The sequence below is a fragment of the Bradyrhizobium sp. CCGUVB23 genome (assembly GCF_024199885.1).
In the GTDB taxonomy this organism is placed as follows: Bacteria; Pseudomonadota; Alphaproteobacteria; order Rhizobiales; family Xanthobacteraceae; genus Bradyrhizobium.
Genome location: NZ_JANADQ010000001.1, coordinates 6,916,737 through 6,942,965, shown reverse-complemented (window position 1 = coordinate 6,942,965; position 26,229 = coordinate 6,916,737). Strand labels below are relative to the sequence as shown.

Sequence of the window (26,229 nt, the reverse complement as noted above, 5' to 3'; positions counted from 1 at the left end):
CGGGGAAGGTTGTGGCGTTGCCGACAAGCCCCGACGAAACGCAGCAAGGGAACGCCGTCAATGTCCGCCACCGCAGCGACCATCGAGCAATCCACCATGCGCAAGGTGTCCTGGCGCATCGTGCCATATTGCTTCAGCCTCTACGTCATCTCCTATCTCGACCGCGCCAATATCGGCTATGCGGCGCTTCAGATGAACAAGGAGCTCGCGCTGTCGAGCGAGGCCTTTGGCTTTGCCGCCGGCATCTTCTTCATCGGTTATTTCCTGTTCGAGGTGCCGAGCAACATCGCGCTGAACAAATATGGCGCACGTATCTGGATCTCGCGCATCCTGATCAGCTGGGGCATCGTCGCGACCGCGAGCGCCTTCGTGCAGAGCGCGACGCAGCTCTATATCCTGCGCTTCCTGCTCGGCGTCGCCGAAGCCGGCTTCTTTCCCGGCATCATCATCTATCTGACCTACTGGTTCCGCGCCAAGGAACAGGCGACCACGGTCGCGCTGTTCACCGCGGCCATTCCTGTGTCCTATCTGATCGGCGCGCCCCTAAGCACCTGGATCATGGACCACGTCGGAGGCTTTGGCCTCAGCGGCTGGCGCTGGATGCTGTTGCTCGAAGGCGGCCCCGCCATCGTCGCCGGAATCGTCAACTACTTCATCATGACCGATCGCCCCGAGCAGGCCAAATGGCTCACGCCGCGGGAGCGCGACTGGCTTACCGAGGAGCTGCGCAAGGACCAAACCGGCCGCCGTAACGTTCAGCATCTCGGCATCGTCGCCGCGATCACCAACCCAAAAGTACTGTTCCTGTCGGTGATCTATTTCATCTACCAGGTCGGCAATCTCGGCATCGGTCTCTGGATGCCGCAGATCATCAAAGGCCTCTCGTCCTCGCTGACGAATTTCGAGATCGGCCTCGCCGCCATGCTGCCTTATGCCTTTGCGACGATCGTGATGGTGCTGTGGTCGCGCAATTCCGACCGCACCGGGGAGCGGCAGAAGCATTCCGCCTTTCCGCTGTTGTGGGGCGCGGTGGCGCTTGCGCTCACCGGGCTCGCGGTACAGCCCGCCGTCGCCATGACACTGATCTCGCTGTCGCTTGCCGGCATTTACGCCTTCAAGTCGCCGTTCTGGTCGCTGCCGGGGCTGTTCCTGACGCGCTCGACCGCAGCCGTGTCGATCGCGGCGATCAACTCCATCGGCAATCTCGGTGGCTTCGCCGGCCCCTACGCCATCGGCGCAATCAAGGACGCCACCGGCAGCACCTATGGCGGGCTCCTGTTCCTCAGCGGATTATTGTTTGTGTCCTTCCTGATGACCTGGTTCGCCCGAATGGAGGACGCGGACGAAGCGCAGACGCAGGCTGCCGAGCAACACGCCTGATCGGATAGGCAGGATCGAGAGATGACTGGTTCCGGAACGCTCCGCTGCGGGTCGCAGACTTATCACATCGCCGACATCGCCGCCGTGGCAGGTGAGGACCTCCTTCGCCTGCCGGTGATCCTGCGCATCCTGCTCGAGAATGTGCTGCGCATCGGCGGTGCGGAGCGGGACGCATCGGTTGCCGCGATCCTCGGCTGGCTCGCCGATGGACGCAGCGAAAGCGAGATCGCCTTCCAGCCCTCGCGCGTGCTCATGCACGACACGACCTGTGGTCCGGCGCTGGTCGACATTGCGGGTCTGCGCGCCTCGCTCACGGAAGCTGGCGGCGATCCGACTCGGCTCAATCCGGTCCTACCGGTCGACGTCTCGACCGATCACTCACTCGGCGTCGACGTGTTTGCACGGCCGGATGCGATGGCGCGGAACATGGCGCAAGAGCTCACGCGCAACGGCGAACGCTATCGTTTCATGAAATGGGCCAGCCAAGCGCTCGAGGGCGTGCGCGTGCATCCGCCTGGCACCGGCATCATGCACACGCTGAACCTGGAGCGGCTCGCAAGCGTCGTGACGACGCTGCACCGCGACGGCGAAACGTGGGCCGTACCCGACACGCTGATCGGCACCGACAGCCACACACCCATGATCAACGGGATCGGCGTGCTGGCCTGGGGTGTCGGCGGACTCGAAGCCGAAAGCGTGATGTTCGGCATGCCCGTCGCGATGCGCGTGCCCGATGTCGTCGGTGTACGCCTGACCGGGCGGCTGCGTGAAGGCGTACTCGCGACCGACCTTGCCCTGACCGTCACGGAGCGCCTTCGGCAGATCGATCTTGCGGACCGCTTTGTGGAATTCTTTGGGCCAGGTGTCTCGGCGCTCTCGGCCGGCGATCGGGCCGTTGTCGCCAACATGACGCCGGAGTTCGGCGCCAATTCCGGCTACTTCCCGATCGACAGCCGGACGCTCGACTATCTCGAGCAGACCGGCCGATCACGCGAGCAGGTCGCGCTGGTCGAAGCCTATGTTCGGCGCCAAAAACTCTGGTTCGATCCCGAAGCCGCGCCGCGCTACACGGAGACGATCAGCATCGATCTCGACGAGGTCGAGGTCAGCCTCGCCGGCCCTCGCCGGCCGCAAGACCGTATCGCTGCCAGCAAGACCGCCGAGACGCTCTCGCTTGGACGTTCCGCTGCAACGACTCACGTGGAGCGCGCCGATCCGCCGGTCAATGGTTCGATCGCGATCGCCGCGATCACGAGCTGCACCAACACCTCGGACCCAAGGCTCCTGATCGCCGCAGGCCTGCTCGCGCGCAAGGCGCGGCGGCTCGGGCTCATGCCGCCCGCCTGGGTGAAGACCTCGCTCGCGCCGGGCTCGCCGACCGCGGAGCGCTATTTGCGACGCTCAGGCCTGCTCGACGATCTCGAGACGCTCGGCTTCGGCATCGTCGGCTATGGCTGTACAACCTGCATCGGCAACTCTGGGCCGCTGGCACCGTGCATGGCCAGCGCGATGGCCGAAAAGCAAATGGCGCCGGTCGCCGTGCTGTCGGGCAACCGCAATTTCCCCGGCCGCGTGCATTCGCAGATCGAGCTTGGATTTCTTGCTTCGCCGCCGCTCGTCGTGGCCTTCGCACTCGCCGGCGATGTCGCACGCGACATTTTGCGCGATCCGATCGCGCGCAGTTCTGCCGGCACCGAGGTGCGCCTGGCTGACATCTGGCCGACTGGTCGCGAGATCGATGCGGCCTTGGCACTCGCACGCGACGCACGCGACTACGCTGGTGCCTATGACGCCGCGGAAGCGAGCGCCGATTGGGCTGCGTTCTCGGCGCCCGCCACAGCGCTATTCCCTTGGGATGACGCCTCCACCTATATCCGCCGCCCGCCTTTCGCGGATTTTGGCCATGGCACGCGCCTTGGACATTACTCGGCAACGCCACTCCTGGTGCTCGGCGACGACATCACGACTGACCACATCTCGCCAGCAGGCGCGATCGCGGCGAACGGCGAAGCGGCGCGTTATCTCGTCGCGCGCGGCGAGGACCCGCACGATCTCAACGTATTTGCGTCACGCCGCGGAAACTGGGAGGTGATGCTGCGCGGACTGTTCACCAACAAGAGCGTGCGGAATCTGCTCGGTCCCGATCTGCCGCCCGGACAGACGATTCTCGCAGGCTCCGGTGAACGGCTATCGCTCCGGCTTGCCGCCGAGCACTATGAGAAGCAACAGCGCGCGATCGTCATCGTGGCTGGCGAGCGCTACGGCATGGGCTCGTCGCGCGACTGGGCGGCGAAGGGCGTTGCGCTGCTCGGCGCGCGTGCGGTGTTGGCGTTGAGCTTCGAGCGCATTCACCGCTCCAACCTGATCGGCATGGGCATTCTGCCGCTCCGCCTGCCGCCCGATCGCCGGCCGCAAACGCTGGACATAAGGCCGGATGATCGCCTGGAGATCGACGCACACATCGGCGCGCTCAAGCCGCGAGCAACAATCAAAGTTCGCCTCCTGCGCGACGGCGCCGAGATCGTCCGCTTCGATGCCATCGCTGCGGTGGAAACCAATCTGGAATGTGAGACCCTACGTGTCGGCGGGCTGCTGCCGCTCATTCTGCGACGCCACTCGGCTAGGCCCATCGAACAGGCTAGCGAAGCATCCCTCGAAGGGACCGCAATTTTGTCGGTTTGAAGCGAGGCGCTGGGGGAAAGTCGAGAAAAACGAGCGGATTCCCGGCCAGATCGCGACAAACTGGCACGGTTGTTGCTCCTTTTTGGCGTCCAAGACGCGTCAAACCGGGGGAGTTCACCATGTCGACCATCACCGCGGCGCCGGCCGCCGAGCCGAAGCCGCTCTATACCTCGCTGTTCGTCCAGGTCCTGGCGGCGCTGGTGCTCGGCATCATCCTGGGCGTGACCGTCCCGGACTTCGCCATCAGCCTCAAGATCCTGAGCGACGCCTTCCTCAAACTGATCTCGATGATCGTGGCGCCAATCGTGTTCTGCGTGGTCGTGCATGGCATTGCCGGCGCCGGCGATCTCAAGAAGGTTGGCCGGGTGGGCGTCAAGGCGCTGGTCTATTTCGAAACCATGACGACGGTCGCGCTCGTGGTCGGCCTCATCCTTGCCTACGTCTTCGGCCCCGGCCACGGCATGAACATCGATCCGTCGACGCTCGATGCCAAGGCGCTCAACACCTACGCCGACAACGCTCACAAGCTGCAAGGCGCGGGCATCGGTGCCTTCCTGCTCAACGTCATCCCGTCGACCTCGTTCGATGCGCTGTCGCGCAACGACGTGCTCCAGGTGCTGTTCTTCGCCGTGCTGTTCGGCGTCGGCCTCGCGCTCGTCGGCGGCGAGAAGGGCAAGCTCGTCACCACCATCGTTGACGCGGCCTCCACCGTGCTGTTCCGCGTCATGGGGCTGATCGTGCGGGTCGCCCCGCTCGGCGTGCTCGGCGCAGTCTCCTACACCGTCGGCAAATACGGCGTCGGCTCGCTGAAGCAGCTCGTCTCGCTGGTGATGCTGTTCTACGTCTCGGTCGGCATCTTCGTGCTCGGCGTGCTCGGCGGCGTAATGGCCCTCGCCGGGATCAACATCCTCAAATTCCTCGCTTACCTGCGCGAGGAGCTGACCATCGTGCTTGCGACCGCCTCCTCCGACGCGGTGCTGCCGCAGATCATGAAGAAGCTGGAGCGCATGGGGGTGAAGGATTCCGTGGTCGGCCTCGTGATCCCGACCGGCTATTCCTTCAACCTCGATGCGTTCTCGATCTACCTGACGCTTGCGGTGGTCTTCATCGCGCAGGCAACCAACACGCCGCTGTCCTTCGGCGATCTCCTCCTGGTGCTCGGCGTGTCTCTGATCACGTCAAAAGGCGCCCACGGCGTGCCGGGCTCGGCGATCGTGATCCTTGCGGCGACGCTGAACGCGGTGCCGAGCATTCCCGCGATCGGCCTCGTGCTGGTGCTCTCGGTCGACTGGTTCATCGGCATGGCCCGCGCGCTCGGCAACCTGGTCGGCAACTGCGTCGCCACCGTCGTGGTCGCAGCCTGGGAAGGCGATCTCGACCGCGCCAAGGCCGCGCAGGTGCTGGACGGCGGCGAGATGGTGGACGTGACGGAGGGATAGCTGTCCGCGGATCAGTCGTTCCAATGGAGGAGCGGCGTTCCATACGCCCTCCTCCAGACCGACAGGAACCGCGGAAACCAGGAGTGAGCAACGGCACCCTTATAGGCCCAGGTGCGATACTTCAGACCCTGCTCCGAGATCAGTTCCTGATATCCGCCGTGGACCTCGGTCGCGGTGCGGATGTCCTTCAGAATTCCCTGGGCGCAGGAGCGGTAGGTGTCGCGACCTGAGAATTCATCATAGTCCAGCATGCGATCCGCGAACTCGACGTTGAACGTCGGCCATGAGGAACGTCCCTGGTAGGCAGGAGCAGCGATCTTGTGGATCATCTTGTTCCGCGGATTATCCGCGGACACCAGGAAGTGAAAGGTACTGGGTATGCGAAAGCGCGGTTCGGCGATGATTAGATCGGTCGTGGCCGCAAACAGCGCGCGCTCGCTTGCATCGCTCAGATCCCAGAAGCCGCGATGCACGCTGACGAAATCCAGCGCAACCGAGGACACCGGAGTGCCTGACGGGCCGTCCAGGGAATGTCTAACATGGCCGTCCTTGCCGAACAGCCGGAGCAGATCCTTCTTGTACTGTGCGAGGTCGCGCCCGAGCAGCTGCTTCAGCTCCTTCTGATCGACGATCCCGAGCTGCACGCTCCAAACGAAGGTCGTGTAGACACAGGCGTTGGTGACAAACCGCTTGCGCTCGGCGCGGGTGTCCGTCGCTGCTGAGCGAGAAGCGTTTGCGTCGCAAAGCAAATATTCGGTGCCGTCATCGTCGAACGGCTCGAGCCCGCTTGCGAGCTGCAGGATCGCACGCTTCAGGTCAACACCGTATTCGGCCAGCAACAGGTGGCCGGCATGCGCGCATTGTGACATTGCCAGGTAGGACGACGCCCGCTCCTCGGCAGAGATCATCTGCCGGAGACCGGCTAGAATGCCGAGCAGCGTATCGGAGGGCCGAGAGAAATAGTTCACCCCGAGATAGCGACCGCGCCCTGCCGGGACGATGGTCGTCGTGACGACGTCGGCGCGAACCGCCTCGAGCAACAGGCGAACGCTCTTTTCGAGCAGACGCGCACGCCGCACCGCGTCCCGCGAATCCATGATGGTCTCAGGATCAAGAACGTCCGGATAGAACCAGGCGAAGTCGCGCGGGTAATAGGCGGATGCGTGCGGCGCCCCCGTGACGAGGAATGCCTCGGTCACCGAAAAAGCGCTGTCCATCGAGTGCCGGTAAAGGTCCTCGATGAGCGTCAACGAATGATGCGACTTCCTCAGGAATCGATCGCCGAGAAAATTGACCGCCTGGATGACATTGGCGACGAAGGTCGCAGCCATGCCCTGGTAAAATCGGTTCGCATGGTGAGATGGAAATGGAATGTCGCTGTTCATGTGCACGTCGGCCAATGTCTCGTGATCCCGGTGATGGCCACCATCTTAAACACGTCTGATTCGTATCTCTATGACTTGCGGGATCGATGACCTGCGGCCATCGTCAAGCCGTGCCGGCACGGCCCTCGCGCGGCCTGAAATTCTCGATCACCCGGAGCAGCACGCGGGCGCCCGCGTCGGCATCCGCGAGCTCGACATGCTCGTCGGGGTGATGGCTGATGCCACCGCGGCAGCGGACGAAGATCATACCGACATCGGCGATGTCGATCACGGCCATGCCGTCATGGCCCGCGCCGCTCGGGAGCTCGAATACGGCAAATCCTTCCGCGGCGATCGCCTGCGCGATCTGGTCCTTCAGCCAGGGCGCACAGGGCGCGGTGCGGTTCTCGTGGGTGACGTCGAGCTGGAGCGACAACTGCCGGCGCCTGGCAATCGCCTCGATCTGGCGGACGACGTCGGCGACCGCGCGCTTGCGGTGCATGTCAGTCGGTGCACGCATGTCGATGGTGAACGACACTTCGCCGGGAATGACGTTGGTCGCGCCAGGCTTTGCGTGGATGTAGCCGACGGTACCGACGAGCCCGCCCTCATCGGTGCGGCAGAACTGCTCGATCGCGGCGATGCATTCGGCCGCCCCGGTCAGCGCGTCGCGACGCAGCGCCATCGGCACGGTGCCGGCGTGGCCGGCCATGCCGGTCAGCCGCGCTGCGAGCCGCGTCGCACCGGCGATCGCGGTGACCACGCCGACCGGGAGACCTTGCGCTTCCAGCACCGGTCCCTGCTCGATGTGCAGCTCGAGATAGGCCAGCAGTTCGCGCCGCGTCCGCGCCGCCGCGCCGATGTGGTCGGGGTCGAGGCCGAACTGCACGAGAGCATCGCGCATCGAGACGCCGTCGCGGTCGCGCGTGTTCAACACGCTCTCGTCGAACGTGCCGGCGACCGCGCGGCTGCCAAGCAGCGTGGACGCAAAGCGCACGCCCTCCTCGTCAGCGAAGCCGATGACCTCGATCGCGAACGGCAGGCGTTTGCCGCGCCTGTTCAGCTCGGCGACGCAGGCAATCGCCGTGATCACACCTAGCGGACCGTCCCATTTGCCGGCATCGCGCACCGTGTCGTAGTGCGAACCCAGCATCAGGCACGGCAGCCCCGGCCGCTCGCCCTCGTAGCGGCCGCAGACGTTGCCTATCGCATCGAGATGGGCGCTCATGCCGGCCTCGCGCATCCAGGCGAGAATGAGATCGGCAGCGGTGCGCAGCTCCTTGCTCAGATAGATCCGGGTGAGCTTGGCCGCATCTTCCGAGATGGAGCCGAGCTCGTTGATGCGTCGTACGATCTCCTCGCCGAGCGAGCCATTTTGAACGGCGATACCAGGAGCCATCTCGCTCAAACTTTCCATCCTGCAGGCCGCAACCGCTCAAGCGAGGCCCGGTGACCATCGATACAAGTTCGGTGCCAGCGCACGCCTCACGCGCAGGTCCGACTCGCGGACTGGTTAGCATGAATGCCGGGCCGGCAGGCCACCCGGCACATCGGACAACCGCTGAGAGCCCGGTTAACGTTGCTTAACTGCCTTGCATACAATGTCGCGACACTGCCTATAATTTAATCTGAACGCCATCTGCCCAAGATTCAACCTCAAGGCATACCCGTTATTTTACAACGAGTTAATTGCGCATGCTCGCCCGATAACCTCTGGCACGAAGCTTGCGACATCCTGTTCTGGCTGCCCCAGACCGGCGGTGGCCAGGAGAGAGGGGCGGTCCACCCGCCAAGGGAGAATCCAATGGATTTTGGCAGGATTTCACGACGGCATTTGTTGCAGGGTAGCGCGGCGCTCTCCTTGGGAGCCGCGGTCGGTGTCCGCCCGGCTTTCGCGGCCGAGACGACGATCGGCTTCATCTATGTCGGCTCGCGCGACGACTATGGCTACAACCAGGCGCACGCGCAGGGCGCCGCGGCGCTGAAGAAGATTCCGGGCCTCAAGGTGGTCGAGGAAGAGAAGGTGCCGGAGACCGATGCGGTCGAGAAGACCATCGAGTCCATGATCAATCTCGACGGCGCCACCCTGCTCTTCCCGACTTCGTTCGGCTACTACAATCCGCACACGACCAAGATGGCGACCAAGTACCCGAAGCTGCGCTTCGAGCACTGCGGCGGCCTGTGGACCGACAAGGATCCGAAGAACGCCGGCAGCTATTTCGGCTATATCGACGAAGCCCAGTACATCTCCGGCATCGTCGCGGGCCACACGAGCAAGAGCGGCAAGCTCGGCTTCGTCGCCGCAAAACCGATTCCGCAGGTTCTCCGCAACATCAACGCCTTCACGCTCGGCGCACGGCTCGCCAATCCGAAGGCAACCACGCAGGTGATCTTCACCGGCGACTGGTCGATGCCGGTCAAGGAAGCCGAGGCAACCAACAGCCTGATCGACCAGGGCGTCGATGTGCTGACCTGCCATGTCGACGGTCCGAAGACCATGGTCGAGAACGCCGCGCGCCGCGGCGCAATGGTCTGTGGCTATCACTGCAACCAGTCGGCGTTGGCGCCGAAGGCCTATCTCACCGGCGCCGAGTGGAATTGGGAGGCGCTCTATCCCAAATTCGTCAAGATGATAGCAGCTGGCCAGGAGATCCCGAACTTCTACCGCGGCGGCCTCAAGGAGGAGATCGTCAAGGTCTCGCCCTACGGCGAAGCGGTGTCGGCCGAGGCGCGCAAGCATGCCGATGATATCAAGGCGAAGCTCACCGCCGGCAATTACGTCATCTTCAAGGGTCCGATCACGGACAACAAGGGCAAGACGGTGATCGCGGCCGGCACCGAGCGCGGCCAGCAGGATCCTGAGCTCGAGAAGATGGACTATCTCGTCGAAGGCGTGATCGGAGCGACTGCGTGACAACGGAAGCGGCGGATCCCCTCGGTGCGGTCGGGGCCGTCGCCCCGGCTGCCGACGCGGGCTTCCTCCAGCGCCACGGCGCGAGCATCGAGTACATCCTGATCCCGGGCGCGGCGCTGGTCGGCGCGCTCGCGGTGTTCGGCATCTTCGTCGCGCTGTTCGGCAAGAACCCGCTCGACCTCTATTTCTACATGTACCAGGGCGCGTTCGGCACCTGGTTCTCCTGGCAGAACACGTTGACACGTGCCGCGCCCCTCATCCTCACCGCGCTGTGCACGGCGCTGCCGGCGCAGCTCGGCATGGTCATCATCGGCGGCGAAGGTGCACTCCTGATCGGCGCGCTCTCGGCGACCAGCGCGGCGCTGGCGTTGCAAGGCGCACCACCGCTCGTGATGCAGATTGCAATGGTCTGCGCCGGCGTAATTGGTGGCGGCTTCTGGATCATGCTGTCCGGCGCGCTGCGGCAATATCGCGGCGTCAACGAGACGATATCGAGCCTCCTTCTCGTCTATATCGCGCTCGCCATCCTCAACCATCTCGTCGAAGGCGTGATGCGCGATCCTGCGAGCCTCAACAAGCCGTCAACGCGCGAGATCGGCGCGGCCAACATGATCGGCAGCATCCCCGGCACCGACGTGCATTGGGGCCTCGTCTTCGGCCTGGTCGCCGCAATCGCCGCCTACATCCTGATCTATCACACCGTGTTCGGCTTCGCCGCGCGGGTTGCCGGCGGCAACATCCGCGCCGCCAAGATCGTCGGACTCGGCGTCAACAAGCTCATCCTCACGATCTGCTTCCTCGCCGGCGGCGCGGCCGGCCTTGCGGGCATGGTCGAGGTCGCAGCCGTGCAGGGCCGCACCAATGCCAATCTCGCCGCCGGCTACGGCTTCACCGGCATCCTGGTCGCCTTCCTCGCGCGGCAAAATCCGCTTGCGATCATTCCGGTCGCGATCCTGCTCGGCGGCATCAGCGCCAGCGGCGGGCTGTTGCAGCGTCGCCTGGGTCTGCCCGACGCCTCCGTGCTGGTGTTGCAAGGCATCATCTTCGTCTTCGTGCTGGCAAGCGATGCGCTCTACGGCCGCATCAGTTTTCTCAAGGGAAAATCCTGAGATGGCAGATGGCTCGATCGGACTCTGGACCGTTCCGCTCGCCGTGTTCGGCGGCGCCATTCGCGTCTCCACGCCGTTTTTGTTCGTGAGCCTGGGCGAATGCATCACCGAGCGTTCCGGACGCATCAATCTCGGACTCGAAGGCACGCTGGTGATGGGCGCGATGAGCGCCTATGGCATCTCCTATCTCTCAGGCTCGCCCTGGCTTGGCGTGCTCGCCGCAGGCGTCACCGGCGCGCTTCTCGGCGCGCTGCACGCCGGCATCTGCTCGTTGCCGCGCGTCAATGACATCGCGGTCGGCATTGCGCTGATGCTATTCGGTACGGGTCTCGCCTTCTATCTCGGCAAGCCACTGATCGAGCCGACCGCGCCGCGGCTGCCGGCGATCGATTTCGGCTGGTGGAGCGACATCCCGCAAGTTCGTGCGGCGCTGCGCATCAACGTCATGTTCCTGATCGGCGTCGCGCTCGCGCCCATCCTCTACTGGGCCTTCCGCACCACGCGGTGGGGCCTGCTCATCCGCACCGTCGGCGAAAGTTCGGATGCGGCGCGCGCGATGGGCCATTCAGTGCTCTTGATCCGCCTGCGCGCCACCATGGTCGGCGGTTTCCTCGCCGGCATCGGTGGCTCCTTTCTGTCGCTGTTCTATCCCGGAAGCTGGAACGAGGGCCTGTCCTCGGGCCAAGGCATCACGGCGGTCGCGCTCGTGATCTTCGCGCGCTGGGATCCGATGCTGTGCCTGTGGGCCTCGCTTGCCTTCGGCGGCGCCGCGGCGCTTGGACCAGCGCTGCAATCGGTCGGCGTCACCTCCGGCTATCACCTCTTCAACGCCGCGCCCTACATCCTGACGCTGGCGATCATGATCATCACCTGCTCGCCAAAACGAACGTTGACCGGCGCGCCGGCAGAACTATCGATCACCCGCTGATAACAGGGACGAAGCCATGCCCGAGCGCCATATCAAGTCCGAGCCCTACGCCTGGCCCTATAACGGCGATCTGCGACCCGAGAACACGGCGCTCGTCATCATCGACATGCAGACCGATTTCTGCGGCGTCGGCGGCTATGTCGACAAGATGGGCTACGATCTCTCGCTGACGCGGGCGCCGATCGAGCCGATCAAGAAGCTGCTTGCGGTGATGCGCAAACAGGGCTTCCACATCATCCATACCCGCGAAGGCCATCGCGCCGACCTCTCTGATCTGCCCGCCAACAAGCGCTGGCGCTCGCGGCAGATTGGCGCCGGCATCGGCGATGCCGGCCCGTGCGGCCGCATTCTCGTGCGCGGCGAGCCCGGCTGGGACATCATCCCCGAGCTCGCGCCGATGCCGGGCGAGCCCATCATCGACAAGCCCGGCAAGGGCTCGTTTTGCGCCACCGATCTCGAATTGATCCTGCGCGTGCGCGGCATCGACAACATCGTGCTGACCGGCATCACCACCGACGTCTGCGTCCACACCACCATGCGCGAGGCCAACGACCGCGGCTTCGAATGCGTATTGCTGCATGACTGCTGCGGCGCGACCGACAAGGGCAATCACGACCACGCACTGAAGATGATCAAGATGCAGGGCGGCGTGTTCGGCGCGGTCGCGACCTCCGACGCCCTGATCGGGGCGATCTCGTGATCATCGGCGAAATACCTCCGCCGAGTGGTGCCTTCGGCGTCGACGCGCTCGCCATGACCATGCGCTTCGGCGACTTCCTGGCGCTGGACAATGTCGAGCTGAAGGTGCGTCCCGGCTCGTTTCACGCGCTGCTCGGCGAGAACGGCGCCGGCAAGTCGACGCTCGTCAAATGCATCATGGGCTACTACCACGCCACCGAAGGCGACATTCTGATTGGCGGCCGCCAGCAGGCGATCGGCAATCCCAAGGACGCGCACGCGCTCGGGCTCGGCATGGTCTACCAGCATTTTACCCTGGTGCCGGCGATGACGGTTGCCGAGAATCTCGTGCTTGCCCGCGACGACGTTCCAGCAGTGGTGGATTGGGGCAAAGAGAAGAAGGAGCTCGAAGCATTTCTGGCGCGGATGCCATTCAAGGTGCCGCTCAACGCGAAGGTCTCCGACATCTCCGCCGGCGAGCGGCAGAAATGCGAGATCCTCAAGCAGCTCTATCTGAAGCGGCGCTTCCTGATCCTGGACGAGCCGACCTCGGTGCTGACGCCGGCCGAAGCCGACGAGGTGCTCGGCATGCTCCGTGACATGGTGGTCAAGGGCGAGCTGACGATCCTGATGATCACGCACAAATTCCGCGAGGTCATGGCCTTCGCCGATGAGGTGACGATCCTGCGGCGCGGCAAGCTCGCCGGCCAGGGCAAGGTTGCCGAGCTCACGCCCGACGCCATGGCGCGCACCATGATCGGCGCCGAGCAGTTGACAGTGCAGCCCCCGCGTACCGGCGAAACAGGCCAGGCGCGGCTGGAGCTGGCAAAGGTCCGCGCGCTCGACGATGCCGGCGCCATTGCTGTGCACGACGTCTCCCTTACGGTGCGGGCCGGCGAGATCGTCGGCATCGCCGGTGTCTCCGGCAACGGCCAGCGCCAGCTCGTGGAGGTGCTGGCCGGCCAGCGCGACCCCGAGAGCGGCGAAATCCGCGTCGCCGGCGATCCCTATCACGCGCGCCGCGAGGAGATGCGCCGGCACAAGATGTCACTGTTGCCAGAGGAGCCGCTCAAGAACGCCTGTGTCGGCGGCATGAGCGTCGCCGACAACATCGCCTTCCGCGAGTTCGACCGCGCGCCCTTTGCGAGCCTCGGCTGGTGGCTCAACCGCGGCGCCTTCCGCGATGACGCCAGGAAGAAGATCGCACAATACAAGATCAAGACTCGTACGCCGGAGACGCCGATCTCGGCGCTGTCAGGCGGCAACGTCCAGCGCGCGGTGCTGGCGCGCGAGCTCGGCAACGACGTCGAGGTGCTGATCGCGGCCAATCCCTGCTTCGGCCTCGATTTCGCGGCGGTCGCGCAGATCCACGCCGAAATCATGGCGGCGCGCAATCGCGGCGCGGCGGTGCTGCTGGTCAGCGAGGATCTCGACGAATTGCTCGAACTGTCCGACCGCTTGGTGGTGATGTTCCACGGCGAATTCGTGTATGAAGCACGGACCAGCGAAGCCGACCTCACCGTGGTCGGCCGACACATGGCGGGACATTAACCGCGGAGCAGCGATGAGCGGATCTGAACGCGACGAGCACTTCTTGCGCCTGTCGTTTGAGGTCGCCCGCCGCTCCCTCACCCATGGCAACCACCCGTTCGGCTGCCTCGTGGTCGATGTCGACGGCAACGTGCTGATCGAGGCCGAGAACGGCTACATGCCGGACCATGACGGCACCGCGCATGCCGAACGCCTCGCCGCGACGCAGGCCTGCCGCACGCAGGGCCGCGAGGTGCTGGCCAAGGCGACGCTCTACTCCTCCGCCGAGCCCTGCGCGATGTGCGCCGGCGCGATCTACTGGGCCGGCATCGGCCGCGTGGTCTATGGGCTCAGCGAACATCGCCTGCGCAGCGTCACCGGCAATCATCCGGAGAACCCGACCCTCGATCTGCCCTGCCGCGAAGTCTTCGCCAGCGGTCAGCGCCCGACAGAAGTCGTCGGCCCGCTCCTGGAAGACGAAGCCGAAGCCCTGCACGACGGCGTGTGGACGAGGTAGCGATCGCAGCAAACCCGGAATCGTAGGGTGGGCAAAGGCGCGCTCTTCGCGCGCCGTGCCCACCATCTCTCCACGATTGCGACAGAAGTGGTGGCACGCCATCGGGCGCGCGTTCGCGCGCCCTCTTGGCTTTGCACACCCTACGCAGTTCAGCCGATCAGAACTTCAGAGTGACACCACCATAGATCGTGGATTCGGTGCAGGTCTTGGTGCTCTGACCGGTGGCGGCGACGGTGCAGACGCCCGGCATGGCGTTGTGGTCGAGGCCGAACTTGTTCTGCCAGTAGCGGTAGGCGACCCAGAGGTCGACGAAGTGCGAGTACTTGTCACCCCATGCCGCCTTCGAGGCGTCGAAGGTCAGGCGGATCGGCTCGCTGTTCAGCTCGGTCTTGGACGCGGTGGAGAACCGGCCGACGCCCGAGAGCGCAGGAAGGCCGTTGGAGTCGCCCATCGGACCGTACCAGCCGGCGCGGCCGCTGATCGACCAGTACTGCATGTTCGGCGGCAGGAAGCCGAGATCCATGTAGTAGTTGATCTCGACCGCCCAGGTCGGGTTGTAGCTGACGTTGCCGTCCGAGTTACAGACGACGCCCGCCGGCCCGGCAACGAACAGGCCGCACTGGGTGAAGGCGTTGTGGTTCGAGAACTCCCAGTACATCAAAGGCGCGACGTTGACGTAGCCCTTGTAGGGAAGATCGAAGGCGAACTGCAGACCGGCGACGACATCGCGCTTGGCGGGCGCGAGGAAGTTGTTCTCGGTGTTGCCGTCCATACCGACTTCGAACGAGATGTTGTGCAGCGGGCCGGCGGTGAAGGCCTTGGTGTTGAACAGCTCGTTCCAGCCGAAGGTCGAGCGGAACAGACCGTAGATCTCGGTCGCGCCGGCGCAGTCGGCGGCGCCGCCGGTGATGGTCACGCCGGGCGCGACGCAAGGGCTGGCGGGGTCGTTATGACCCGACTTGAACATCGAGATGGTGAAGAAGTTGGTACCGTAGGCCCAGAGGTCGAAATGGGTGAAGGAATAGACCTGCTTGGGCGTTGTGCCGTTGATGGTGCCGTTCGGGTTGACGCTCCACATGCCGGGGTCGGTGCCCTTCGGCATATACGAGAACGACACCCGGTCATCGATCACCAGGAAGAACGGAAGGTCCGTTGTCTTCTTGGCGGCCTTGACCGGAAGATCCGCCGCATGAGCCAAGCCGCCGGTGGCTAGCGTAGCAAGAGACAGCGCCGTTGCTGCAATTGCCGTGAAACGAAACGACATCCTGAACACCCCCAATGTTGAAGCTTAGAAAGCAAGCCCCGTTGGGTGCGACACTTGCGCCGTTCCCCGGAGGTGAGAAGCCTCAACTTGTTTCAGCGCTTGCTGCAGGTTTCGGCAGAAGGCGCGCGAGGATCAGGATTTTTTCGCTCGCTTCGATACGCGGCAACGCGCTTCGCCTGGGCGCGTTGCGCAAGCCCCTGCCAGAGTTTCCCGATTGTTTTTCTTTGCCTTTTGTGCTCGGCAAAAAACGACACGCTGAGCCCGAACCCGCGGCTTCACCGCGTCTGCGCAAAGCATGCAGGGCGAAACGCGTCGGTTGCCCAACTTGGCATCAAGGCTGCACAGGGCGGTTCCGAATTGGTTTAAACCGTCACAAATTTGCAACAGACACTTACCGCACAACTACGGACTCGCTAGAACTGCCGCTCGAGAATCGCGAATGGACGGCGAATCCTCTCGTTTGCCGAAGCGTTGAGCAAGGCATGACGTTTTTTCGCTACTTACGCGGCGGATCAAACTAGCCCACTATTGAGGCAGAGGCACTTTTACCCGACCCACGTGACGGCGAATGTCAGACGCGATGCCCAACAGCCTGCATACCAGGGAGCCACCGCTGCTCCAGACGATCGGGCTCACCAAGCGCTATGGCGACTTCCTCGCCAACGCGTCGATCGACATTGATATCTTCCCTAAGGAGATCCATGCCCTGCTCGGCGAGAACGGCGCCGGCAAGTCGACGCTGGTCAAGGCGATCTACGGCCTGATCCAGCCAAGCGCCGGCGAGATTCGCTGGCAGGGCGAGCGCATCGTGCTGTCCGGCCCGTCGGAAGCCCGCAGCCGCGGCATCGGCATGGTGTTCCAGCATTTCTCGCTGTTCGAGAATCTCACCGTTGCCGAGAACGTCGCGCTCGGGCTCGACGGCAGGGAATCCTTCAAGGACATGTCGGCGCGGCTGGAGCAGGTATCGAAGACTTACGGCCTGCCGCTCGATCCCAGGCGCGAGGTCTGGCAGTTGTCGGTCGGCGAGCGCCAGCGCATCGAGATCGTGCGCGCCCTGATGCAAAATCCCAATTTCCTGATCCTTGACGAGCCGACCGCCGTGCTGACGCCGCAGGAGGCCGACCAGCTCTTCATCGTGCTCGAACGCCTCAAGGCCGAAGGCCGCGCCATCCTCTACATCAGCCACAAGCTCGAAGAGGTGAAACGGCTGTGCGACACCGCCACCATCCTGCGAGGCGGCAAGAAGGTTGCGACCTGCAATCCGCGGCAAGAGACAGCAGCCTCGCTCGCCCGCATGATGGTCGGCGGCGAGATCAAGGAGGTCAAGGCCGCGGCCAGCCGGCAGACCACGGTGCCGCGGCTCGTCGTCAATGATCTGACGCTTGCGCCCGACGAGCCGCACGGCGTGCGGCTCGAGCACATCTCGCTCGAGCTCAAGGGCGGCGAGATCCTGGGTATCGCAGGCGTCGCCGGCAACGGTCAGGACGAGCTCTTCGCCGCTTTGTCGGGCGAGCGGCTGGCGAAAGATCCGGGCACGGTGGTGATCGAAGGCATCGCCGCCGGACATTTGTCGATCACCCAGCGCCGCAAGCTGGGCGCGGCCTTCGTCCCAGAGGAGCGGCTCGGCCACGGCACCGCGCCGCGGATGCGATTGTCGGAAAATGCCCTGCTGACAGGCCACGCCGCAAGCGGCATGGTCAGGCACGGCTTCATTGATACGGCGGCCACGCTGAAAACGGTCGACAAGGCGACCAAGACCTTCGACGTACGCAAGGCCAAGCGCGATCCGGAAGCGGCAAGCCTCTCCGGCGGCAATCTGCAAAAATTCATCGTCGGCCGCGAGATCCTGCGCAACCCGGCCGTGCTAGTGGTAAGCCAGCCGACCTGGGGCGTGGATGCAGGCGCGGCCGCCATCATCCGCCAGGCGCTCCTGGATCTCGCCGCCAGCGGCGCGGCGGTGCTGGTGACGAGCCAGGATCTCGACGAGCTCGCCGAGATCGCCGATCGCATCGCCGTGATGTTCCACGGCCGGATGTCGGTACCACTCGCAGCCGGCGAAGCGACGCGTGAAAAGCTTGGCCTGTTGATGGGCGGCAGCAGCCTGGACCAGAAGGAGGTCGCGCATGCAGCTCGTGCTTGAGAAGCGCGCCGAGCGTTCCAACACGATCGCCCTGGTTTCACCGCTGATCGCGATCGGCCTGACGATCGCGACGATGAGCATCCTGTTCGCGGTCCTCGGCAAGAATCCACTCCTTGCTCTCCATGCGTACTTCATCGCGCCTCTGACCGACGGCTATTCGCTCCAGGAGATCGCGGTGAAGGCAACGCCGCTGGTGATGATCGCGATCGGGCTGTCGCTCTGTTATCTCGCCAATGCCTGGAACATCGGCGCCGAGGGCCAGTTCCTGATCGGCGCGGTCGCGGGAAGCTGGATCGCGGTGAAGACGCAGGGCACCGACGCCGGCGCTTGGGTGCTGCCGGTGATGCTCTTGCTCGGCGCCATCGCCGGCGCGCTCTACGCGCTGATCCCCGCGATCTGCAAGGTGAAGTTCGGCGCCAGCGAAATCCTGACCAGTCTGATGCTGGTCTATGTCGCCGACCTCTTCCTCGATTATCTGGTGCGTGGCCCCTGGCGCGATCCGCACGGATTTAATTTCCCGACCACGGCCGAGTTCGATCCAGTCGCAACCGTGCCGCTCCTCATCGAAGGCGGCCGGCTACATCTCGGCTCGATCATCGCACTTCTGGTCGTAGCGGCAGCGGCGGTGCTGCTGGGACGAACCATCAAGGGTTTCGAGATCCGCGTGGTCGGCGCTGCGCCGCGCGCGGCGCGGTTCGGCGGCTTCAACGCCAACCAGTTGATCATCCTGACCTTCGCCGTCTCGGGCGCCCTGGCCGGCCTTGCCGGCATCATCGAGGTCGCCGGTCCCGTCGGGCATCTGCAACCCGGCATCTCGCCCGGCTACGGATTTACCGCCATCATCGTCGCTTTCCTCGGCCGGTTGAATCCGATTGGAATATTAATTGCAGGCCTTTTCCTTGCATTGACCTTCATCGGCGGCGAGCAGGCGCAGATCGCAATGAAAATCCCGCTCGATGTCACCAAGGTTTTTCAGGGCATTTTGCTGTTCTACGTGCTCGCCTGCGATTCCCTGATCCTCTACCGTTTCCGGCTGGTTTTCCCGAATCGTCAGGTGGCCCGTGGAACTGGTTGAAGCCATCATCCTGTCGGTGCTTGCCGCCTCGACGCCGCTCTTGATCGCGGCGACGGGCGAGCTTGTGACCGAGCGCTCCGGCGTCCTCAACCTCGGCGTCGAGGGCATGATGATCATGGGCGCGGCCTGCGGCTTTGCCGGCGCCTGGCTGACCGGCTCGATCATCATTGGCGCGATCTGCGGCATCGTCGCGGGCACGCTGATGTCGCTGGTCTTCGCGCTGATGGCGCTCGGCCTTGCCGTCAACCAGGTCGCGACCGGTCTCGCGCTGACCATCCTCGGCATCGGGCTCTCGGGCCTGATCGGCGCAGGCTTCGTCGGCGAGCGCATCACGCCGGCGCCGCATCTCTACATTCCCCTCCTCACCGACATTCCGCTGATCGGCCACGTGCTGTTCGGCGAGGACGCCTTCGTCTATCTCTCGATCGCGCTGATCGTCGGCGTCTGGCGGTTCCTGTACCGGACGCGCGCCGGTTTGATCCTGCGTGCCTGCGGCGACAACCACGTCTCCGCGCATGCGCTCGGCTATCCCGTGCTGCGCATCCGGACCCTTGCGGTGATGTTCGGCGGCGCCTGTGCGGGACTCGCCGGTGCCTATCTGCCCCTCGCCTACACGCCCTTCTTCATTCCCGGCATGACCGCGGGCCGCGGCTGGATCGCGCTCGCGCTGGTGGTGTTCTCGTCGTGGCGGCCCGGGCGGCTCGTCGTCGGCGCCTACCTGTTCGGCGCGGTGACCATCCTGCAGCTGCACGCACAGGGCTGGGGCATCGGCATTCCCTCGCAGTTCATGTCGGCGCTGCCGTACCTCGCAACCGTGATCGTCCTGGTTCTGTTGTCCCGTGCGCGCACCGGCGGCTCGACCGCGCCGGCCGCGCTTGGCACCGTGTTCGTGCCCGATCGTTGATGGACTTCCGCTTCGTGCGCGATGGGGCGCGCACGTTGCGGTGTAGCTTTCCCCGACTGTTTGGAGATTGATGATGAGGAAAACACTTGTTGCGCTGGCTGCCGGGCTCTTGCTTGCCGGAACCGTCAGCGCTGCCTCCGCCGCCGACAAGCTGAAGGTCGGCTTCATTTACCTTGGTCCGATTGGCGATCTCGGCTGGACCTACCAACACGATCAAGGGCGCCTGGCGCTCGAGAAGGAGCTCGGCGACAAGATCGAGACCACCTATCTCGAGAACGTCCCCGAAGGTCCCGACGCCGAGCGCGCCATCGAGCAGCTCGTCCGCGCCGGCAACAAGCTGATCTTCACCACGTCGTTCGGTTACATGGACCCGACGCTGAAGGTCGCGAAGAAATATCCGAACGTGCATTTTGAGCACGCCACCGGTTACAAGCGCGACAAGAACATGTCGACCTATTCGTCGAAATGGTACCAGGGCCGCTACATCCAGGGCCTGATCGCGGCCAAGATGTCCAAGACCGGCGTGCTCGGCTATATCGGTTCGTTCCCGATTCCGGAGGTTGTCTCCGGCATCAACGCGACGATCCTCGCGGCGCAGACCATCAACCCGAACATCAAGGTCAAAATCATCTGGGCCAACACCTGGTTCGATCCGGGCAAGGAGGCTGATGCCGCCAAGGCGCTGCTCGACCAGGGTGCCGACGTGATCATGCAGCACACGGACTCGCCGGCGGCAATGCAGATCGCGGCCGAGCGCGGCAAGCTCGCCTTCGGCCAGGATTCCGAGATGATCAAGTTCGGGCCCAAGGCCCAGCTCACCTCGATCCTGGATACCTGGGGCCCCTACTATATTGCGCGCGTCAAGGCCGAGCTCGACGGCACCTGGAAGTCCGAGGACACCTGGGGCGGGCTCGACAGCCACATGTTCGCGATGGCGCCCTACACCAATATGCCCGACGATGTGAAAAAGCTGGCAGAGGATGCCCAGGCCGCGATCACTGCCGGCAAGCTGCATCCGTTCAAGTGCCCGGTCGTCGGGCAGGACGGCAAGGAAGTCGAATGCAAGGGCGGCGATCACCTCGATGACGGCCAGATCCTCGGCATGAACTTCTACGTCAAGGGCATCGACGACAAGGTTCCGGGCAAGTAGCACGCTTCTTGCATTGCTAAAATCACCTGCTCCCTCCCGGAGGAGGTCAGGAGGGGGTAGCCACCAATACCCGGCAATGGTGGTTGCCCCCTCTTATTTCATCCCGCCTGCATCGCGCGGGCTGCGGCGCTGTGGCGGCGGATCAGATCGGCAACGTCCAGACCCGGGATCGCCCCGTCGACCACGGCCCATTTGCCCGCGACCATCACCCGATCAGCCCGATGCGCGCCGCAAAGCACGACGGCGGCAATCGGATCGCCATGGCCCGAGAAACGCAGCTCGTCGAGCTTGTAGAGCGCGAGATCTGCGGCCTTGCCGACAGCGATCTCACCGAGCTCGGGACGGCCGACGCAGGCGGCCGAGCCCTTGGTGGCCCAGCGCAGCGCGTCCTTGTGGCTGATCTTCGTCACGCCGTAGCGGGCACGCTGGAGCAGGAACGCGGAGCGCACCTCCTGCATCAGATTGGACGCATCGTTGGAGGCAGAACCATCCACCCCGAGGCCGATGCCGACGCCAGCCTCCTCCATCTCGCAGACGGGGCAGCAGCCGGACGCGAGAAGCTGGTTGCTGCAGGCGCAGTGGCTGATGGTGGTCTTCGCCTTGCCCAGCCGCTTCATCTCGTCGGCATTGAAGAAGATGCCGTGAGCGAGCCAGGTGCGCGCATTGAGCCAGCCGCACTGCTCGAGATAATCGAGCGGACGGCAGCCATACATCTGCTCGCAAAACCTGTTCTCGTCCTCGGTCTCGGCAAGATGGGTGTGCAGGCGGACGTCGAGCCTGTCGGCGAGATCGGCGGTGGCGCGCATCAGCGACGTCGTCACCGAGAATGGCGAGCATGGCGCCAGCGCGATCTGCACCATCGCATCCGCACCGCGCTGGTGATGCTTTGCGACGACACGCGCGCTGTCGGCGAGGATGGTGTCCTCGTCCTGCACCACGCTATCGGGCGGCAGGCCGCCGTCGCGCTGCGACAAGTTCATCGAGCCGCGCGTCAGCAGCACGCGCACGCCAAGCCGCTTTGCAACGGCGACCTCGATGTCGACCGCATCTTCCAGCCCCGCGGGGAACACGTAGTGATGATCCGTCGTGGTGGTGCAGCCCGACAGCAGCAGCTCCGACATCGCCACGGTGACGCCGAGCTGGAGCGCCTCCGGCGTCATTCGCGCCCACACGGGATAGAGCGCCTTGAGCCAGGGAAACAGCTCGCGGTCCATCGCCGCCGGCAGCGCGCGCGTCAGCGTCTGGTAGAAGTGATGATGCGTGTTGATCAACCCGGGCAGCACGACATGCTCGCCCGCCTCGAAGACCGCGGCGTCCGCTGCGGGCTTGCCGCCGGCGGGCACAAGCTCGACGATCCGCCCATCCTGCACCACGAAGCCGCGCTCGGCACCGTCGGCGAGGATGGCGAGCGGATCCTTGATCCAGACCGGCTTTGCATTATCCATGATCCCGTTTCTCCTGACGTCGGCCGGCATTTTGGCCTGCAAGGCGAGGGCCAGCCGCTTGCGTCCTTGTTGCGACTTGGCTCCGGACTTGCAAGACTCCTTTTCAAGCGACAGATCCGATTCAACGCGTTGGCGTACTCATGGACTTGAATACCATCACGTCGGTGGCCCATCCGTCGAGCCGCGCGCAACTGCCCGCTTGGACGGCAGGTGATGCTTGGCTCGCGGGCGGAACCTGGCTGTTCTCGGAGCCCCAGGCCCACCTGTCCCGGTTGATCGATCTCGCCGACCTCAAATGGCCGGCGCTGACCATCACCGACACCCATCTGACGATCGCGGCCACCTGCACCATCGCAGAGCTCGATGCGCTGACCTGTCCGCCCGACTGGCTGGCCGCACCGCTGATCAGCCAATGCTGCCGTGCCTTCCTCGCCTCGTTCAAGATCTGGAAGACGGCGACCGTCGGCGGCAATCTCTGCATGTCGCTGCCGGCAGGTCCGATGATCTCGCTGACGGCGGCGCTCGACGGCGTCTGCACGATCTGGAAGGCCGGCGGCGGCGAGCAGAAGATTTCGGTCCTCGATTTCGTCACGGGCAACCAGCGCAACCGCCTGATGCCGGGCGATCTGTTGCGGCAGATCGATATCCCCCTCGCGGGGCTGAAGCGCCGCTCGGCGTTCCGCCAGATCTCGCTGACGCCGGTCGGTCGCTCCGCGGCGCTCTTGATCGGCAATCTCGATGGCGATGGTGCGCTGAACCTGACGGTGACCGCCTCGACCGTGCGCCCCATCCGGTTGTCCTTTCCGAAGCAGCCCGATGCGAACGCACTGCGCGCGGCCATCGCGCACGAGATCACCGACGACCTCTACCACGACGACATCCACGGCAAGCCGTTCTGGCGCAAGCACATGACGCTACGGCTCGCCGAGGAGATCCGTCGCGAGTTGCTGGATAGCGCGCAGCCATGAGTTTTGAGATCAACGGCAAGCCGTTTTCGCAAATGCCCCGCGCAGGCCAATGCCTGCGGACTTTCCTGCGCGAGCTCGGCCATTTCGGCGTCAAGAAAGGCTGCGACGCCGGCGATTGCGGAGCCTGCACGGTGCTGCTCGACGGCGAGCCCGTGCATAGCTGTTTGATCCCGGCCTTCCGCGCCGAGGGCCGCGCGATCACCACCATCGAGGGATTTGGCTGCGGCGACGGTGGCACGCATCCGATGCAGCAGGCCTTTCTCGACGCGCAAGGCTTTCAGTGTGGCTTCTGCACCGCCGGGATGATTCTGACCTGCGCGTCGTTGAACCAGGCGCAGCGCACCGATCTCGGTGCGGCGCTGAAGGGCAACATCTGCCGCTGCACAGGCTATCGTTCGATCGAGGATGCGCTCGACGGCAGGACCAATGTTGACGATGTCGTCGAGGCCGGCGGCGCATTCGGCCGCAGCCTTCCAGCGCCCGCCGGTCCCGATATCGTGCGCGGCAAGGCGCGCTACACATTTGACACCGAGATCGAGGGCATCCTGCACATCAGGCTCCTGCGTTCACCGCATCCGCATGCGAAGATCGTCGCGATCGACAAGACGGCCGCCTTGAACGTTCCCGGCGTCCACGCGGTGCTGACGCATGACGATGCGCCCGATCGCCTGTTCTCGACTGCGCGGCACGAGAAGGACTGGATGGACCCCGAGGACACGCGCGTCCTCGATGATGTCGTCCGCTTCATCGGCCAGAAGGTCGCCGCCGTCGTGGCGGAAAGCGAGGCTGCTGCGGAGAAAGCATGCCGACGGCTGAGGGTGGACTACAAGATCCTGCCTGCCGTCGTCGACCCCGAGCAGGCGATGGCGCCGGGCGCGCCGATCGTGCATCCCGACCGGACCACCGAACATCGCGTCGCAAACGCCCAGCGCAACATCGTCGCGGAGACGCATGGCGAGTTCGGCGACGTCGCTGCAGCGCTTGCGACATCAGCCGTCACGTACGAAGGCACCTTCACCACCCAGCGGGTGCAGCATGCTGCGCTCGAGACGCATGGCGGACTTGCCTGGCTCGATCCGTCCGGCGTGCTCAACGTCCGCTCCTCTACGCAGGTGCCGTTCCTGACGCGGCGGGCGCTGGCCGACATTTACAATCTGCCCATGGACAAGGTCCGCGTGTTCTGCGAGCGCGTCGGCGGCGGCTTTGGCGGCAAGCAGGAGATGCTCGTCGAGGACATTTTGGCGCTCGCCGTGCTGAAGACGGGGCGCCCCGTCAAGCTCGAGCTCACGCGCGAGGAGCAGTTCATCGCGACCTCGACGCGCCACCCGATGCGCGTCCACATCAAGGCCGGCGCCGATGCAGCCGGCAAGCTCACCGCGCTCCAGCTCGACGTGCTCTCCAACACCGGCGCCTATGGCAATCACGCCGGGCCGGTGCTGGGTCACGCGGTGGCCGAGTCGATCAGCGTCTACAATTGTCCGAACAAGAAGGTCGACGCGGTCGCCGTCTACACCAACACGGTGCCCGCGGGCGCATTTCGCGGCTATGGCCTGCCGCAGACCCTGGTCGCGGTGGAAGCAGCGATCGACGAGCTGGCAAGGCAGCTCGGCATCAGCCCATACGACATTCGCCGCCGCAACGTCGTCAGGCCCGGTGATCCCATGCTGTCGCCGCCGCCGTCGGAGTATCATGACGTTGCGCATGGCTCCTACGGACTCGACCAGTGTCTCGACCTTGTCGAGCGCGCGATGCAGGCAGATGCGCCCCGGCCCGATTTGTCGGCGGACTGGCTGATTGGCGAGAGCATCGCGCTGACCATGATCGACACCGTGCCGCCTGCCGGGCATATCGCCGACGCGATGATCACGCTCAACGACGACGGCGGCTTCGATCTCACCGTCGGCACCGCCGAGTTCGGCAACGGTACCAGCACGGTGCACCGGCAGATCGCGGCCAGCGCCCTCGCGACCACCGCGGACAACATCCGCCTCAAGCAATCCGACACTGCTCATGGCGGTCACGACACCGGCGCCTATGGCAGCGCCGGCATCTTCGTTGCCGGCAAGGCGACGCATGCGGCGGCCGAGCGTCTTGCGAACATGTTGAAGGCTGCCGCGGCCGAGGCTTGGCTATGCGATTCCGCGACATGCACACTCGACGACAATTCTGTCGTCAGCGGCGTCAGACGAATCTCATTTGCTGAGCTTGCGAGAAACGCGCAGGAGCAAGGCGAGGTGCTCGCGGCGAGCGGCAATTCGCAGGGCACGCCGCGCTCGGTCGCGTTCAACGTGCAGGGTTTTCGTGTGGCGGTCAACAAGGGCACCGGCGAGATCAAGATCCTGAAGAGCGTGCAGGCGGCCGATGCCGGCGTCGTCGCCAACCCCATGCAGTGCCGCGGCCAGGTCGAGGGCGGCGTGGCGCAAGCCTTGGGAGCCGCGATGTATGAGGAGATGGTGATCGATGCGCAGGGGCGCATCATCAACGCCAAGTTCCGCGACTATCACCTGCCCTCCTTCGCCGACGTGCCGCGCACGGAGGTGCTTTTCGCCGAGACATCAGACACGATCGGGCCGATGGGCGCGAAGTCGATGAGCGAGAGCCCGTACAATCCGGTTTCCGCTGCGCTCGGCAACGCCATTGCGGATGCCACCGGCATTCGTTTTACGTCGACACCGTTCAAGCCAGACCGGTTATTCCCGGCACTGCACGAAAAGTTTGGCGACTAGCTCGGTGCTGCTCTCC

The 26,229-nt window shown here is 64.6% G+C and carries 19 protein-coding genes; 15 read left to right on the top strand and 4 right to left on the bottom strand.

All coding sequences use genetic code 11. The features are described 5' to 3' along the window. Window positions 1-60 precede the first annotated feature (60 nt). From NLN62_RS32130 to NLN62_RS32120, 3 genes are all read left to right on the top strand, one after another. The gene (locus tag NLN62_RS32130) at window positions 61-1,380 is read left to right on the top strand and encodes an MFS transporter (protein ID WP_254111467.1); all 1,320 of its coding nucleotides are present in this window, start codon (window positions 61-63) and stop codon (window positions 1,378-1,380) included. A 21-nt stretch (window positions 1,381-1,401) separates the two neighbouring features. Next, a complete protein-coding gene (acnA, locus tag NLN62_RS32125; protein WP_254111466.1) occupies window positions 1,402-4,062 on the top strand; it encodes an aconitate hydratase AcnA in 2,661 nt (886 codons plus the stop codon). 119 nt (window positions 4,063-4,181) lie between these two features. After that, the gene (locus NLN62_RS32120; protein WP_254111465.1) at window positions 4,182-5,501 is read left to right on the top strand and encodes a dicarboxylate/amino acid:cation symporter; all 1,320 of its coding nucleotides are present in this window, start codon (window positions 4,182-4,184) and stop codon (window positions 5,499-5,501) included. 11 nt (window positions 5,502-5,512) lie between these two features. Here the strand turns inward: NLN62_RS32120 and NLN62_RS32115 are convergent, their stop codons facing one another. After that, on the bottom strand, window positions 5,513-6,886 hold the full coding sequence (locus tag NLN62_RS32115) for a hypothetical protein (protein WP_254111464.1): 1,374 nt from the start codon (window positions 6,884-6,886) through the stop codon (window positions 5,513-5,515). A gap of 103 nt (window positions 6,887-6,989) precedes the next feature. Beyond that, window positions 6,990-8,264: an allantoate amidohydrolase gene (locus NLN62_RS32110; RefSeq protein ID WP_254111463.1), complete on the bottom strand. Its 1,275-nt coding sequence runs from the start codon at window positions 8,262-8,264 to the stop codon at window positions 6,990-6,992. Between the two features lie 405 nt (window positions 8,265-8,669). Here NLN62_RS32110 and NLN62_RS32105 point away from each other — a divergent pair, with 405 nt between their 5' ends. From NLN62_RS32105 to NLN62_RS32080, 6 genes are read left to right on the top strand one after another with little or no spacing between them, the layout of a single operon-like run. Beyond that, complete coding sequence (locus tag NLN62_RS32105) at window positions 8,670-9,779, top strand: BMP family ABC transporter substrate-binding protein (protein ID WP_254111462.1); 1,110 nt, start codon at window positions 8,670-8,672, stop codon at window positions 9,777-9,779. Then, a complete protein-coding gene (locus NLN62_RS32100; protein WP_254111461.1) occupies window positions 9,776-10,888 on the top strand; it encodes an ABC transporter permease in 1,113 nt (370 codons plus the stop codon). The genes NLN62_RS32105 and NLN62_RS32100 overlap by 4 nt, the downstream gene beginning before the upstream one ends. Before the next feature lies 1 nt (window position 10,889). After that, on the top strand, window positions 10,890-11,816 hold the full coding sequence (locus NLN62_RS32095) for an ABC transporter permease (RefSeq protein ID WP_027528394.1): 927 nt from the start codon (window positions 10,890-10,892) through the stop codon (window positions 11,814-11,816). Window positions 11,817-11,832: 16 nt separating this feature from the next. Then, window positions 11,833-12,516, top strand: coding sequence for a cysteine hydrolase family protein (locus NLN62_RS32090; protein ID WP_254111460.1), 684 nt, complete (start codon window positions 11,833-11,835; stop codon window positions 12,514-12,516). After that, window positions 12,513-14,045, top strand: coding sequence for an ABC transporter ATP-binding protein (locus NLN62_RS32085; RefSeq protein WP_254111459.1), 1,533 nt, complete (start codon window positions 12,513-12,515; stop codon window positions 14,043-14,045). The genes NLN62_RS32090 and NLN62_RS32085 overlap by 4 nt, the downstream gene beginning before the upstream one ends. Window positions 14,046-14,058: 13 nt before the next feature. Continuing rightward, window positions 14,059-14,541, top strand: a complete 483-nt coding sequence (locus NLN62_RS32080) for a nucleoside deaminase (RefSeq protein ID WP_254111458.1) — start codon at window positions 14,059-14,061, stop codon at window positions 14,539-14,541. 157 nt (window positions 14,542-14,698) lie between these two features. On the opposite strand, the gene NLN62_RS32075 is transcribed toward NLN62_RS32080, so the two are convergent. Further along, window positions 14,699-15,805 carry a hypothetical protein gene (locus NLN62_RS32075; protein ID WP_254111457.1) on the bottom strand — a complete coding sequence of 369 codons (1,107 nt, stop codon included), beginning with the start codon at window positions 15,803-15,805 and terminating at the stop codon, window positions 14,699-14,701. Window positions 15,806-16,373: 568 nt separating this feature from the next. On the opposite strand from NLN62_RS32075, the gene NLN62_RS32070 reads away from it, so the two are divergent. The 4 genes from NLN62_RS32070 to NLN62_RS32055 all read left to right on the top strand — a co-directional run bounded on the left by NLN62_RS32070 (window position 16,374) and on the right by NLN62_RS32055 (window position 21,074). Further along, window positions 16,374-17,945, top strand: coding sequence for an ABC transporter ATP-binding protein (locus NLN62_RS32070; RefSeq protein ID WP_254111456.1), 1,572 nt, complete (start codon window positions 16,374-16,376; stop codon window positions 17,943-17,945). Continuing rightward, window positions 17,929-19,020, top strand: coding sequence for an ABC transporter permease (locus NLN62_RS32065; protein WP_254111455.1), 1,092 nt, complete (start codon window positions 17,929-17,931; stop codon window positions 19,018-19,020). Before NLN62_RS32070 ends, NLN62_RS32065 begins: the two co-directional genes overlap by 17 nt. Further along, the gene (locus NLN62_RS32060; protein WP_254111454.1) at window positions 19,007-19,924 is read left to right on the top strand and encodes an ABC transporter permease; all 918 of its coding nucleotides are present in this window, start codon (window positions 19,007-19,009) and stop codon (window positions 19,922-19,924) included. The genes NLN62_RS32065 and NLN62_RS32060 overlap by 14 nt, the downstream gene beginning before the upstream one ends. Before the next feature lie 73 nt (window positions 19,925-19,997). Continuing rightward, a complete protein-coding gene (locus NLN62_RS32055; protein WP_254111453.1) occupies window positions 19,998-21,074 on the top strand; it encodes a BMP family ABC transporter substrate-binding protein in 1,077 nt (358 codons plus the stop codon). Window positions 21,075-21,172: 98 nt separating this feature from the next. Here NLN62_RS32055 and NLN62_RS32050 read toward each other — a convergent pair whose 3' ends face one another. Next, window positions 21,173-22,519: an 8-oxoguanine deaminase gene (locus NLN62_RS32050; RefSeq protein ID WP_254111452.1), complete on the bottom strand. Its 1,347-nt coding sequence runs from the start codon at window positions 22,517-22,519 to the stop codon at window positions 21,173-21,175. 140 nt (window positions 22,520-22,659) lie between these two features. Here NLN62_RS32050 and NLN62_RS32045 point away from each other — a divergent pair, with 140 nt between their 5' ends. Further along, window positions 22,660-23,487, top strand: a complete 828-nt coding sequence (locus NLN62_RS32045; protein WP_254111451.1) for an FAD binding domain-containing protein — start codon at window positions 22,660-22,662, stop codon at window positions 23,485-23,487. Then, on the top strand, window positions 23,484-26,213 hold the full coding sequence (locus NLN62_RS32040) for a molybdopterin cofactor-binding domain-containing protein (RefSeq protein WP_254111450.1): 2,730 nt from the start codon (window positions 23,484-23,486) through the stop codon (window positions 26,211-26,213). The genes NLN62_RS32045 and NLN62_RS32040 overlap by 4 nt, the downstream gene beginning before the upstream one ends. The last annotated feature ends 16 nt before the right edge of the window (window positions 26,214-26,229 follow it).